At 35.2% G+C, this 14,623-nt stretch carries 11 protein-coding genes and 1 tRNA gene; 5 read left to right on the forward strand and 7 right to left on the reverse strand.

Annotated features, from left to right (window positions below; genetic code table 11):
- Positions 1-74 precede the first annotated feature (74 nt).
- The 4 genes from cyoB (at position 75) to gpsA (ending at position 4,505) form a co-directional block, all read left to right on the forward strand.
- The gene (cyoB, locus tag MCY_RS05450) at positions 75-2,093 is read left to right on the forward strand and encodes a cytochrome o ubiquinol oxidase subunit I (RefSeq protein WP_007347377.1); all 2,019 of its coding nucleotides are present in this window, start codon (positions 75-77) and stop codon (positions 2,091-2,093) included.
- Positions 2,090-2,758, forward strand: coding sequence for a cytochrome (ubi)quinol oxidase subunit III (locus MCY_RS05455; protein ID WP_007347378.1), 669 nt, complete (start codon positions 2,090-2,092; stop codon positions 2,756-2,758). The genes cyoB and MCY_RS05455 overlap by 4 nt, the downstream gene beginning before the upstream one ends.
- Positions 2,758-3,246 carry a cytochrome o ubiquinol oxidase subunit IV gene (gene cyoD, locus MCY_RS05460; protein WP_007347379.1) on the forward strand — a complete coding sequence of 163 codons (489 nt, stop codon included), beginning with the start codon at positions 2,758-2,760 and terminating at the stop codon, positions 3,244-3,246. Before MCY_RS05455 ends, cyoD begins: the two co-directional genes overlap by 1 nt.
- A gap of 251 nt (positions 3,247-3,497) precedes the next feature.
- Positions 3,498-4,505: an NAD(P)H-dependent glycerol-3-phosphate dehydrogenase gene (gene gpsA, locus MCY_RS05465; protein ID WP_007347380.1), complete on the forward strand. Its 1,008-nt coding sequence runs from the start codon at positions 3,498-3,500 to the stop codon at positions 4,503-4,505.
- A gap of 1,443 nt (positions 4,506-5,948) precedes the next feature.
- Here gpsA and fabI read toward each other — a convergent pair.
- From fabI to fabA, 3 genes are read right to left on the reverse strand one after another with little or no spacing between them, the layout of a single operon-like run.
- Positions 5,949-6,767 (reverse strand): enoyl-ACP reductase FabI, encoded by an 819-nt coding sequence (gene fabI, locus MCY_RS05470; RefSeq protein ID WP_007347381.1) that lies wholly within the window; start codon positions 6,765-6,767, stop codon positions 5,949-5,951.
- A gap of 48 nt (positions 6,768-6,815) precedes the next feature.
- The gene (fabB, locus tag MCY_RS05475; protein ID WP_007347382.1) at positions 6,816-8,036 is read right to left on the reverse strand and encodes a beta-ketoacyl-ACP synthase I; all 1,221 of its coding nucleotides are present in this window, start codon (positions 8,034-8,036) and stop codon (positions 6,816-6,818) included.
- Between the two features lie 47 nt (positions 8,037-8,083).
- Entirely contained in the window at positions 8,084-8,593 is a 510-nt protein-coding gene (gene fabA / locus MCY_RS05480) for a 3-hydroxyacyl-[acyl-carrier-protein] dehydratase FabA (protein ID WP_007347383.1), read from the reverse strand.
- 240 nt (positions 8,594-8,833) lie between these two features.
- Here fabA and irrA point away from each other — a divergent pair, with 240 nt between their 5' ends.
- Positions 8,834-9,346, forward strand: a complete 513-nt coding sequence (gene irrA / locus MCY_RS05485; RefSeq protein WP_007347384.1) for an iron response transcriptional regulator IrrA — start codon at positions 8,834-8,836, stop codon at positions 9,344-9,346.
- A gap of 52 nt (positions 9,347-9,398) precedes the next feature.
- Here irrA and MCY_RS05490 read toward each other — a convergent pair whose 3' ends face one another.
- From MCY_RS05490 to MCY_RS05505, 4 genes are all read right to left on the reverse strand, one after another.
- Positions 9,399-9,962, reverse strand: coding sequence for an SH3 domain-containing protein (locus tag MCY_RS05490; protein ID WP_007347385.1), 564 nt, complete (start codon positions 9,960-9,962; stop codon positions 9,399-9,401).
- Positions 9,963-11,204: 1,242 nt separating this feature from the next.
- Complete coding sequence (gene rpsU / locus MCY_RS05495; protein WP_007347386.1) at positions 11,205-11,438, reverse strand: 30S ribosomal protein S21; 234 nt, start codon at positions 11,436-11,438, stop codon at positions 11,205-11,207.
- A 186-nt stretch (positions 11,439-11,624) separates the two neighbouring features.
- Positions 11,625-13,298: a formate--tetrahydrofolate ligase gene (locus tag MCY_RS05500; RefSeq protein ID WP_007347387.1), complete on the reverse strand. Its 1,674-nt coding sequence runs from the start codon at positions 13,296-13,298 to the stop codon at positions 11,625-11,627.
- 1,043 nt (positions 13,299-14,341) lie between these two features.
- Positions 14,342-14,418: transfer RNA gene (locus MCY_RS05505), tRNA-Arg, on the reverse strand.
- Between the last annotated feature and the right edge of the window lie 205 nt (positions 14,419-14,623).

Here is a 14,623-nt window from a genome sequence, read left to right on the forward strand (position 1 = left end):
GGATCAATAAAGAAAGAGCCCTTTTAATATAAGGTTTCTTTTAAACTTAAATTTCTTTTGAAATGGGTTAAGAAATGTTTGGAAGACTTACAGATCCTACGGCAGGTGCTTTTCATGCGCTTGCACATGAACCGATCGTTTTGTATACGTGTATTGCGATTGTTGTGATTGGTTTACTTGCTGTTATTGCTTTAACAGTGCTTGGGTGGTGGGGGATTTTATGGCGAAATTGGATTACAACTGTTGATCATAAACGCATTGGTATTATGTATATAATTCTTGGAATTATTATGCTTGTTCGCGGTTTTGCGGATGCGCTTATGATGCGAACGCATCAAGCTTTAGCTCTTGGGAGTGAAACAGCAGGTTATTTACCCCCTGACCATTTTGATCAAATTTTTTCGGCGCATGGCACGATAATGATCTTTTTCATGGCGACACCTATTTTATTTGGTCTTTTTAATTATCTTATACCACTCCAAATTGGTGCACGTGATGTTGCTTTCCCTTTTGCAAATAATCTAGGTTTTTGGATTACGGCAGCTGGGGCGATTTTGATTAACATATCATTGGCTATTGGTAATTTTGGTCGTGGGGGTTGGCTAATGTATCCACCTTTTACAGAATTGCAAATGAGCCCAGATACAGGGGTAGATTATTATTTATGGTCACTTCAGCTTTCTGGTATTGCAACAACAATGGGATCAGTGAATTTTATTGCAACGATGATTAAAATGCGGGCTCCTGGAATGACAATGATGAGAATGCCTGTTTTTTGTTGGAGTGCTTTTGTCAGCAATGTTCTTATTGTAGTTATTTATCCTGTTTTGACTGTAGCATTTGCACTTTTGGCTTGTGATCGTTATTTGAGCATGAATTTCTTTACCAATGTTGGTGGTGGCAATCCAATGGTATGGATTAATTACGTTTGGGTTTTTGGTCATCCTGAGGTTTATGTTTTGGTTGTTCCTGCTTTTGGAATTGTTTCTGAGGTTGTATCAACTTTTTCTTCAAAACGTCTCTTTGGTTATACTTCCATGATATGGGCCATGTTAGTTATTTTGATTCTTTCACTTCTTGTTTGGGGACATCATTTCTTCACAATGGGTGGCGGTGAAGCTGTAAATACCTTCTTTAGTATTGCAACGATGATTATCGCAGTTCCAACAGGTGTAAAAGTCTTTAATTGGTTGCTCACAATGTATAAAGGTCGGATTCGCTTTGAGCCTCCAATGCTTTGGTGTATGGGAATGATCTTTACATTTGTTGGTGGTGGATTAACAGGTGTTTTATTATCTATTGTCCCTGCTGATTGGCAGTTTCATAATTCGCTCTTTTTGATAGCGCATTTCCATCATACAATTATTGGGGGTGTAGTTTTTGCTTATTTAGCAGGGCTTGCTTTTTGGTTTCCGAAAGTTTTTGGTTATAAACCAAATCGTATATTAGGTATTGCATCTTTCTGGTGCTGGTTTCTTGGTTTTTATCTTGCCTTTTTTCCTATTTATGGCCTCGGTTTAATGGGGGCAACGCGTCGTCTTCAACATTACATGGAACCTAGTTGGCAGCCAATGTTTATTATTGCTGCTTTAGGTGCTTTTATTATCTTACTTGGTATCCTTTGTTTTGTGTTACAGGTTGTTTTGGCAATTTGGTATGGTATTAAGCATAAAGGGCGTTTACCGGTAACGTTAAATGATTCTTGGGGTGATGCACGTACACTTGAATGGTTTACCTCTTCACCGCCTCCTTCATATAACTTTGCCATCCTTCCGAAGATACAGTCTGATGATGCTTATTGGAATATGAAGAAAGGTGGTTATCAGCGTCCTACTAGTGGATTTACAAAAATTCATATGCCATCGAATACATCGGCTGGAATTATTACGGGGTTCTTCTCATTAGTTGTTGGTTTTGCGCTTGTTTGGCATATTTGGTGGCTTGTTGCGGTCGGACTAATTGGTTTTGTTGCAACGCTTGTGTGTCATTCATTAATCGGTGACCATCATGGTTATTATATTCCAGCTGAAGAAGTACAAAAAACTGAAGATGCCTTTACAGCTGTTCTTAAAGAACAAGGAGTGACAGTATGAGTGCAGTAGCAATGAATAATACGAGTGCTGTGGATGAACATCACCACGATAATAGTTCAGTAATGATATTTGGTTTTTGGGTCTATATTCTTTCAGATTTGATCCTGTTCTCGACGCTTTTTTCAAGTTTTGCTGTTTTTTCTGCTTCTTATGGTGGTGGTAAAGCGGGTAATGAATTTATTGATTTAAAATTTGTTTTGGTTGAAACTGCTTTTTTATTGTTTTCATCTGTTACTTATGGCTTTGCAATGGTACAAGCGCATAAAAATAACATCAGTGGTGTGCGTTTATGGATGGCTATTACCTTTGCATTAGGGTGTTGCTTCATTGGTATGGAATTTTACGAATTCCATGAGCTTCTCAATGAAGTATTTTATTATGATCCAAATGCTTATGCTGGTATTGATCCTTCAACAGGTTTACAACTTTTTGGACGGGAGATACTCTCTGCTTATTGGTCAGCATTTTTTGCTTTGGTTGGCACTCATGGTATTCACGTAAGTGTTGGTCTTCTTTGGATGGTTGTGATGTTTTTTCATCTTCGTCGTAATGGATTGGATCAGGATAATAAAACGCGTTTGGCATGCCTTTCCATTTTTTGGCATTTACTTGATATTGTATGGGTTGGTGTTTTCACCATGGTTTATCTATTAGGAGCGTTGTGATGAACATGCAAAATGAGACACATAGTCCCAGTACTGGTTCCTATTTGGTTGGTTTTATTCTAGCTGTATTTTTTACCTTGGGTTCTTTTATTCCTGTGATGTATGGAATGATGGAAAGTTGGGCAATTAGTACAAAGGTTGTATATCTTATTGGGATGGCGCTTATTCAAATTATAGTACAAATTGTTTTCTTTTTACATTTGAATTCTGGTCCAGATGCCAAGTGGAATTTAAGTGCTTTATGGTTTTCTGCTATTTGCGTTTTTATTATTGTTGGGGGTACGTGGTGGGCGATTTCTCATTTGAATTATAATATGATGGGTGGTTCAGGTCGTGTTATTGAACCAGAAATATCAAGTAGAGATGATTCTTCAGTATCTGAACAATTATTAAATAGAGGTATATCCGTAAGAAAACAGTCAGAAAAGATATTAGGCTCAGAAATGTCTATGGAGCCAGTACCAAATACGCAGTCTCCTGTAGAATAATTATTAGAAATATCTGTGGAGCTGATCCTGCATGTATCAGCTCTTACAGATGTTATCGCAAGAATTTGTAAAAAATGAGGGGGAACTAAGTACAAGATATCAATGAAATGGATCTCATGGTTTTGAATGTATTTTTATTTTAAACAAAGACCATCGCGTATTGAGTCAAAATCTACTTTGTGAGACAAATAGCTATTTGCAAAATAATGTGCAATTTAAATTGAAAATTTAGAGAATAATTAGAAAACTTAATGAAAACAGTTGCAATGACAGTTATTGGTGCTGGTTCTTTTGGTACTGCATTAGCGATTGCTCTTGCTCGTAATGGCCATCGTGTCTTGCTTTGGGGATATGATTCTATACATATCAAAAAATTACAGGAACAACGTTGTAATCAAGCATATTTACCCGATATTCGATTTCCTGAAAATTTATTACTTGAAGCTTCGCTTGAAATTGCAATAACAGCAAGTCACAATATATTAATTGCTGTTCCAAGCCATGTATTTCGTCAAGTTTTGTATAATATTCAGCCTTATTTGGATCAGTATTCACGCGTTATTTGGGCAACGAAGGGGTTAGAACATGGTACAGGACGTTTCTTACAAGAAGTTGTTCGTGAGATTTTAGGTGAAAAAATCCCTTTAGCTGTTTTTTCTGGACCAACTTTTGCTAAAGAACTGGCTATTGGTTGGCCTACTGCAATGACGATAGCAGCTACTGATGATGCATTTGGTAAAGAATTGCAGCAACTTTTTTATTGTGACAAAAGTTTTAGAGTTTATAAAAGCTCAGATATGATTGGTATTCAATTAGGGGGAGCTGTTAAAAATGTTATTGCTATCGGTGCAGGAATATCAGACGGTATGGGATTTGGGGCAAATGCACGAATAGCTCTCATCACACGAGGATTAGCTGAAATCAGTCGTTTAGGGAGGGCTATGGGGGCTGAGCTTTCCACATTTATGGGAATGACAGGTTTAGGTGATTTGGTTTTGACATGTACTGATAATCAGTCACGGAATCGCCGTTTTGGAATACTTCTTGGTAAAGGAATAGATATAAAAGAAGCAGAAAAACAAATTGGTCAGGTTGTGGAAGGATACTTAAATACCAAGGAAGTGTATATGTTGGCACAACGTATTGGGGTGGAAATGCCAATTGTAGAAAAAATTTATCAAATTCTCTATTGTGGTAAAAATATAACTGAAGCGGTTAATTTGTTACTAAGCCGCGCTCTCAAGAATGAAATATATTGATATTCTGTGTTTTTAGATAATTTCGGTCGTAGAAAATAGAAACATACTATGATAGAATATAAAATAGATTATCTTGATGATTGTATAAGACAGTTATATTTCAGTAAATCACAAATTCATATAATTCAATTATTTATAAAATATAACTGAAATATAAAAGTTTTGGCTCTTATTTAAGCCATTTTTTTGAAAATGAATTATTGTTTTCACTTACACATGTTTTTGTAATTTTTCTTAAAGAGATATTTTTATCTTAAATTCATTTCACAATGATATTTGCAAACAAAATAATAGAAGATTCATTGGGTAGTAGTATCTTATTTATGGTAGGTATAAGCGGGAGATATCATTGCTATTATACAATATTATTTGCTGCTTTTAGCACTTGAGACTGTTCAGTAAAGATATTTACACTTTTCCTTTTTTCATATGTCAAATTTGTTTTTTTATGGGCAAGAAATAATTTTTTGCTTCCAAAGGTGAACATCTTAAATTAAAAGAGTATTTATTATATTCGTGGCTCTCATTGAAATTGAAAAATGAGGTGATTATAAAGATAAGAGCTTAATTTATATCAATAATTTATTATCTAATTATATTGACTTAATCAAAGTCATTTATTTGTCACAAATGGGATGGTACGTGGATAAAAGTTATTTAAGAAAGAAATCAAAATCTCTTTTTAATGAAACATTCAAAGTGTTAAAAGGGTTTTGCGAACTTCACAGAGGTTTTAATTGCACTATTCATGAAATATCATTGTAAAATGAAATTGTGTGCATTAAAAGATACCTTTTTTAAAAGTATATGAATGAGCAACAGAAATAGTATTTTGGTAGCATTCCATTTTCCCTGATACATCAGGTGATGCCTTCATTAAAGAACCAGCAAAATAATGGTATAAGTTAAGTCGTGATCTCCATTCTTAAAAAATATTGATGTGGATGTTTTTAAAAATCGTAAAGTTTCATGCAAGAATGGTGGTAAGATTAATGATTGATTTTTTTACGTCTTCATATTCTCCTCAAATTAGATTGTATTCATGTTTCAAGATAAATCAAAGGATAGACAGTATTTTTCTCCAATCTGATATACCAATATTAAAGCCAAGGATTTTAATAGTTTCCTCTCTGTCTCAAACTGAGATTGCATTAGGGTAGGCTATTGATTTACAGGCAACAGCAAAAGCACATGTTTTAAAGAGAAAATAGTGTCATAAAACACAAAATTTATCAATAATGAATTGAAGAACTATTGTAACTTTTTACAAAACAATATGCATCATACATTTTGTTTTGTGTTCACTTACCCTTACAAATACTTATACGCGTTTTACGTCATATTTTTTAAACCAAGACAATTACTATATAACAAATAAAGTACTTAATATGTGACTAGAGAACTGTGCACGTGATTAATTTTCTTTTTTAAGTATGATGATTTTTATCCTTCTTGAGCATCATCGCTTTTTTTCAGTTCTTCAAGTATTGGCATAGACATGATGTTATAGCCTGAATCAACATAATGGATTTCACCTGTAACACCTGATGATAAGTCAGAGAGTAGATAAAGAGCAGACTTTCCAATTTCCTGAATATTTACGGTACGACGCAATGGGGAATTACGTCGTTGATGTGAAAATATTGCACGCGCAGCTGCAATACCATTACCTGCTAAAGTTCTAACAGGTCCAGCTGAAATTGCATTGACGCGGATATTTTGAGGACCAAAGTCCGCTGCTAAATAACGGACCATAGCTTCTAAAGCAGCTTTAGCAATACCCATGATGTTATAATTAGGGACAACCTGCTGTGAAGCACCATAGGTAAGAGTTAAAAGTGCTCCTCCGTTGGGCATAAGTTTACCTGCACGCTGAGCAATTTCAGTAAAGGAATAAGCTGAAATAACCATAGTGCGTTTAAAATTTTCACGTGTTGTAACATCAACGTAACGCCCTTTTAGCTGAGTTTTATCTGAAAAACCAATGGCATGGACGATAAAATCAATCGTTTTCCATTCTTTTTCAAGTTGCTCAAAGACGTAGTCAACATTTTCAATTTTTTCAACATCACATTCTAGCACTAATTTGCAGCCAAGTTTATCTGCTAGAGGCTGAACACGTTTTCCGAAAGCATCTCCTTGATAAGTTAATGCTAATTCAGCTCCTGCTTGTGCAAGTTGACAGGCAATTCCCCAAGCAATTGAATGGTCATTTGCAATTCCCATTATAAGGCCACGTTTGCCCTCCATCAAACTCTTCATATTATTCTCCGTAAGACCGTACTTTTTTCAATTACTAAGAACTTTTGTTTATACATAACGTTGGAAAATAAGCGTTGCATTAGTACCGCCAAAGCCAAAAGTATTTGACAATACGGTATTCAATTGTTGATTATCAAGTCGTTCACGAACGATTGGCATATCAGCAAAAGCTGGATCAAGTTCTTCAATATGGGCACTTTCACAAATAAAATTATGATTCATCATTAACAAAGTATAGATGGCTTCATGAACGCCAGCTGCTCCTAAGGAATGTCCTGTTAGAGATTTGGTAGCGGAAATAGGAGGACATTGATCACCCATTCCAAAGACACGACGGATAGCTTCTATTTCAGGAGGATCACCAACAGGGGTTGCTGTTGCATGGGGATTGATATAATCAATTTTATTATTTACAGTTGCAAGAGCCATCCGCATACACCGTTCTGCTCCCTCTCCTGATGGGGAAACCATATCATGTCCATCGGATGTAGCGCCGTATCCAACGATTTCTCCGTAGATTTTTGCACCACGTGCTTTAGCTAGTTCTAAATCTTCAAGGACTAAAACACCCGCTCCGCCAGCAATGACAAAACCATCACGATTAACATCATAGGCACGGGAAGCTTTGTGAGGAATGTCATTATATTTGCTAGACATAGCACCCATCGCATCGAATAAAACAGAGAGTGTCCAATCCAAATCTTCGCAACCACCAGCAAAGATGCGCTTCTGTTTACCATATTTAATCATTTCATAAGCATTACCAATACAATGATTGGAGGTAGCGCAAGCTGAAGAGATTGAATAATTTATTCCTTTTATTTTAAAGAAAGTTGCTAGTGTTGCAGATGCTGTAGAACTCATTGCTTTAGGAACAACAAAAGGTCCAACACGTTTTGGACCTTTTTGGCGTGTAATGTCAGCAGCTTCTACAATTGATTGAGTTGAAGCCCCTCCGGAGCCCATAATAATACCCGTGTGTTCGTTTGATACTTCATGAGGTTCTAGACCGGCATCTAAGATTGCTTGATCCATAGCGATGTGATTCCATGCTGTTCCACGTCCATGAAAACGTAGAGCGCGTCGATCCACAAGTTCTTCTATATTAATATCAGGTTTGCCGTAAACTCTGCTACGAAAGCCTAATTCAGCATATTGAGGTGCGTAAGAAATTCCGGACTTCGCTTCACGTAAACTGGTTAAAACGGCTTGAGGTCCATTTCCAATCGCGGAGACAATTCCCATTCCGGTTACAACAACTCGACGCATTCATACCTCCTTGTTTCATACAGAGTAGTAAAAAATAGAAATAACGTTCAATTTTCTTTGAATAAAGCAACACGCAAATCATTTGCCTTATAAATAGTCTCTCCATCTGCTTTTAGCCACCCATCAGCTATTCCTAAGACTAAATTTCCACGCCGGATACGTTTAAAATCTATTCCATATTCAAGAAGTTTTGTTTGTGGAGTTACCATACCTGACAATTTAACATCACCTATTGATATCGCTCTCCCTTTCCCTGGTTCTCCCAACCAACCAAGAAAAAAACCTGTTAATTGCCACATACCATCCAATCCAAGACATCCCGGCATGACCGGATCACCTATAAAATGACAATTAAAGAACCACAGGTCTGGTGTAATGTCAAATTCAGCACGAACTGTTCCTTTATCATATTGACCCCCTGTTTCATTAATTTGAGTGATTCGATGAATCATTAACATTGGCGGTGCAGGCAATTGCGCATTACCTCTACCAAACATTTCGCCGCGAGCGCAGCTTAGAAGCTCTTCATAAGTGTAGCGAGACTTTTGTTCAGCCATTGTTACTCCATTTATTTGTATGTATTTTTATTTCTGCGCTTTTCCCCAACCTACTTTTAGAGCAAATTTTCAAGAGAGGGAAATGATTTTATATCATTTTTAATGACAAAGGCCCTTTTTTATGTATCTTACATAGGTAATTATTTAAAAATGGAATACAAGATTATACCATATTATTCCCATTTTTTTGTATTTTGATCTTATTTGAGCAGAATATATTTTGGTTTATAAGTTTATAATATGTCAGTGAATGCAGAAAATTTAGATAGAAATGAAGAGCAACAGTCCACAAAAGAGTGTGGAAATGTTGTGCAATATTATTCCATTTCTATGTTAGAGAAGCGTTTGCGTCAAAATGGCTTGCGTCCAACGCGTCAGAGGTTAGAACTTGCATCTATGATTTTTTCTCAAGGAAATCGTCATATTACTGCTGAAGATCTCTATGAGGAAGCAGTGAAGGCAGATGTGCCTGTATCTTTAGCAACGGTTTATAATACGCTTCATCAATTTACGGAAGCGGGGTTGTTACGGATTATTGCCGTAGAAGGCTCGAAAACTTGGTTTGATACCAATACCTCTGATCACTATCATTTTTATATAGAAGGCGAAAATCGTATTTTTGATATTCCATGTGATTTGGAAAAAGCTTCCATTATTAGAAATTTGCCTAAGCCACCAGCAGGTATGGAAATTTCACATGTTGATTTGATCGTGCGGTTGAAACCAAAAAATCAATCTTGTGATAGGGAGTGAGAGGGGGAGGCTATGAGGAATAAAATAAATTAAGTTTGATGAGTTTGAGTATTCACCAGCTTTTTATTTTTTCATCAGGATAGATTCCCCATAACTGAGGTTGGTGAAGCCATCCATGAATATTATTATTAATAGTGATTTCGCACCATTGCCCATCGCATTGGTGGATATTGCCAATAACATTAGGCTCTACTTCTGCTACAAGTTCTGCATTATCAGTGGGTTTTTTTCGGAGCATCAGTCTTTTTGTTTTATCTTTTTGCCATGGAAGAGTGATAGCAGTTCGCTTTCCTGATAAAAGCGATTGATACACCCACCCCTCATCGCCTTCTGCATCACGAATTTTGCGCCATTGATCATATTCTTGTATGATTTCAATAGGTAATCCCTTCTTGTTGTAAGTAAAAATAATAGAATAGTTGCTTCCTGGTCCGACGCGTACATTAACACGGGTAGGTTTAATTGAAGCAAATCGAGGAAGTGGTAGACCACTAGGCCCTAAATTTTGATTAAATGTTTGTGCATGCAACAAATGAGTTGAACCCAATACAATGATTTTTGCTATTAAGATACATGATGCGAGCCTTGAAACGCGAAACCAACGAGAATTTTGCACATTTAACTCCTTTATTTCATCATATATTAAAAGTTTGCAATTTAGAAAATAAGATTGGAAATTAATAAGAATTATGACATATCGCTTGTTAAAGAGATCTAAACGATGAAAAAAATTGTTACGAGGATAGCAAAGTAAGGAAAACAAAAGTTTGAATTTCTTAATGTTTATTTTACTTATAAGAAGATGGATAAATATTGGATTTTTATGGAGCCATATGCATGATAAAACAGTAAAGTATATTATAACCGTAGTAGTTTTTGTACGGTAGATTAAGGCTAAAGTATCATATCTCTTTTTTGAATTTGTTTTTCGAAATGAAAGTACAGGCGAGCAAATGGATTTGATTGATCCAATTATGAGAGGGAGTATTATGAGAGATTTGACTGTCTTCAGCGTTATTACTTAATATGAAATAACGGTTAATTATAGCAATAAATCAATACGTTATAAATTTTAATTGTTAGTTGAATATAAAAATATTTTCATCAAAAAGTAGAAATATAATGTATATTTACACGTATTAAAATACAATGTTTTCTCTATTTTTTGCCGATTTTTTTATTTTAACTCTATATAAAAGTTAAATGAAATATTCAGCAGCAAATTTGCTCGATATCTCTCTGTGAGGTGAATTACATAAGTGATTAGCAGAAGAAACAAGAAAAAACAATCTGTAATGTAGAGATTAAAACGCCTCATTTTTTAGAAGTGAGAGTGTTAAAAGATATAAAAAGTTACGGCTTTAAATCACTTTGTTACATAATTGCAGGAAAAGAGGATTATGTATTTGATAGCATACCTTATAAATACATAATCACATTGCAATAATAATTTGTATTTTGCAATTTGATCTAGGATTTTCGAAAGATGCATAATATTAGTTAACACCAAAAGAAAAACATCAAGAGATCTGTCTACCAGAAAGAGTTATTTGGCATAAGAAAAACTGTAGCAAGAGATTATAACAAAATAATCCACTCCCTTGCTTATTTTACACAACAATAGATAAATTTAAAGAATCAGAGTGTTATATGCAATGCAATGCTTAAAATACTGAACAGTGAAGTAAGAATCACCACTTTATAATCCCATAATGTCCATTACGCTCAGATAATTCTACACACCAAAAAATACATATTATGAGAAAAACTCATTTTAGATATTCTATAAATATAAAATTTCTGCTGACTTATTTATACTATTAAGCACGTAACATTATAGCGCATACATAAAAATATATTACTTCATTGCAACAGGTCGTCCATTACTAACAAGACCTTCTCTTTGCGCACGCTTACGAGCAAGCTTACGTGTACGACGGATAGCTTCAGCTTTCTCACGAGCACGCCTCTCGGAAGGTTTCTCATAATAACTACGCATTTTCATTTCACGGAAGATACCTTCACGCTGCATCTTTTTTTTCAGCGCACGGAGCGCTTGGTCAACATTATTATCACGAACGAGTACTTGCACTATTTATCCTGCTTTTTTCAGTGTCATAAATGATAAGAAAAATCCACGTCCTTTTAAAAGCATATTCAAAAAGACAGAATCTTTTATCACATAAATAAGATATTTGTCTATATTGCTTTTTAAGATTCTATTCTTTTTGTTATAAAACGCTTTTGATAATGAATGATAGAGTTTACGATTATCAACTTATGAAAGTCCTTGGATCTGATCATTTTCGTCAAGATGAATTTTTTCAGCGGCAGGGTAATGGGGTAATCCAGGCATCGTCATAACATCTCCACAAATGACAACAATAAAGCCGGCACCTGCAGAGAGACGAACTTCTCGTACAGGAACTTCAAAATCAACAGGAGCACCATATTTCTTGGGATCAGCAGAAAAAGAATAGGGTGTTTTTGCCATGCAAATAGGGTAGGTACCAAACCCTTCTTTTTCCCAAAATTCAAGTTGTTTGAGAATTGGGGTTGGGATGATGGCACCACGCCCGCCGTATAGCTTTGTTATAATACAATTAATTTTTTGAACGAGTGGAATATTATCTTGATATAGAACTTTAAAGTGAGAATCTTGTTTTTTAATCAAGGTGACGAGTTCTTGTGCAAGTTCTATAGCGCCTTTTCCACCTTGCTCCCAATGTTTACAGATAATAGCTTTGTGTCCAGTTGTTGCTACTATTTTTTGTAATACTCTTATTTCAGCATCGCTATCGCTGTAAAAATGATTGATAGCTACAACCGAAGGGATACTGTAATGCTCCATATTTTTGATATGTCGTAAAAGATTAGCTGCTCCCTTTTCTAAAGCGGTGATATTTTCTTCTGTCAGATTATTTTTATCCACACCGCCATTCATTTTTAATGCACGAATAGTTGCGACAATCACTGTAGCATTTGGTATAATGCCTGCTTGCCGACATTTAATGTTGAAGAATTTTTCTGCTCCAAGATCTGCTCCAAATCCTGCTTCTGTGACAACATAATCAGCGAGTTTTAAAGCGGTTTTTGTTGCTATAACTGAGTTGCAACCATGAGCAATGTTGGCAAAAGGTCCTCCATGAACGAGAACAGGATTATTTTCAATTGTTTGTACGAGATTGGGTTGTATGGCATCTTTGAGAAGAACTGCCATTGCACCTTCTGCATTGAGATCAGCAACGGTGATGGGCGTTTTATCATAACGATAAGCAACAATAACTTTTTTGAGTCTTTCTGTAAGGTTTTCTAAATTTTCAGAAAGACAAAGAATTGCCATAATTTCTGATGCAACAGTGATATCAAAACCTGTTTGGCGTGGAAAACCATTTGTTACGCCTCCTAATGAAATCACGATGTCGCGCAATGCACGGTCATTCATATCAAGAACGCGTCTCCAAACAATACGACGTGGATCAATGTTTAGAGTATTTCCCCAATAAAGATGATTATCGATCATTGCGGCAAGAAGATTATGAGCAGCTGTAATAGCATGAAAATCACCGGTAAAATGTAAATTAAGGTCATCCATTGGAACGACTTGTGCATAACCACCACCAGCAGCACCGCCTTTTATACCGAAACAGGGACCTAAAGATGGTTCTCTCAGGGTAGCTATTGTTTTTTTCCCAATGAGATTAAGAGCATCGTTGAGTCCAACTGTTGTTGTTGTTTTGCCTTCTCCGGCAGGTGTGGGATTGATCGCCGTGACGAGGATAAGTTTACCATCTGGATTTTTATCGAGCGACTTTATGTATGCAGAAGAAATTTTAGCTTTATCATGACCATAGGGAATAAGATTTTCATGTGAGATACCAATTTTTTGTGCAATTTCAGTAATATGTTGCTTTTTAGCAGTGCGAGCAATTTCAATATCTGTTTTAAGCATGGAAAAATTCTTTAAATTGAGTTTTTATTGACACCAGGGATCTATTCTCTTACGGATTAATGAGAAGAGTCTATAGAGAATATAAGATATCATAGAGGGCGATGATGTGTTGTGCAAGAAATAATACGAAAGGAACACAAGAAGATTTTTATTATTTTTTAGAAAGCATAAACTCTATATTCTAAGTTTTGATATATTTTTAGCCAGCCAATATCATTCTCAACATCAGCTGATGAAGAATATCAGGAAAAAGGCTTTTTTAAAACTTTCGATGCAGGGGAATTATTTCACTTTTTATTCTCAAATTTTTATATCTTTAAGAATATGGTATTCTTAAAAGTTTTGTTAAAAAGGATTTTGTTAAAATGGAAAAGTTTCTTCCAAAGGTGATATAGAATATTTGATTTTTAATCTTAAATTATGTTGATGAAGAAGAGACTTTAAAGCTATTTGCTTTTTAGCAATGCAAATACATTTAATGTTTAGTTCAATTAAAAAATTCTCGAAAAGAAGCTTTGGTTTTCGACAAAATGCTGATGATATTCATAAATACCATAAGTGTTTTTACGACGATCTGTTTGAGAAGTAGTTTATTTATTATTCCAAGAATTCACTAAAAAAAGCTGTATATGGTGGTAAACCTGAATTTATGGTTTCAGATCTAAAGTTCCTTTTAAGATGGGGCTGGCAGAAATGAAATATTTAACAACATCCATTTATGGAAAAGCTAGAAATAAGCACGTAAAAATTATCCAACAGATTGAAGAAAGTATAATCCGGAAGGGCTTAAAAACAAGCGTATAGATCGAGAAAAGAAAACAATAACACACGCTACTCATGAAACCGTTATGATTGTTGCTAATAAAAGCGCTTTAGGGTTAGATTGAAGGCCATAATATTTCATTTTATCAAAATAGCTAAACAAACTATTCATAATGGAATAGAGCGATGAATCATAAGCAACCTACGGACAGGTAAAAAATAAATCACATAGAAAACCACAGATCCTAAAATGCGAGCAAGATACTAAATTTATTGGTAATTGGCGCACCCGAAGAGATTCGAACTCCTGACCCCCAGATTCGTAGTCTGGTGCTCTATCCAGCTGAGCTACGGGTGCCCATATTTCAATTTCCTACATTGACTAGGATAAAGGGTTCCTAATCGTTTCGTTAAAGAAATGCAAGTGAAACTTGGAATAGCAATAAAAAAAATCTCTCTTTTATGAGATATTGTAAAAAAGAATATAAGATATTATGGTCTCAGTTGGTTTTGATATGATTATTTTCTTATAAAGTAATATGAATGATAGTTAATTTGACGTT

The organism is Bartonella rattimassiliensis 15908, from assembly GCF_000278215.1.
Taxonomy (GTDB): domain Bacteria; phylum Pseudomonadota; class Alphaproteobacteria; order Rhizobiales; family Rhizobiaceae; genus Bartonella; species Bartonella rattimassiliensis.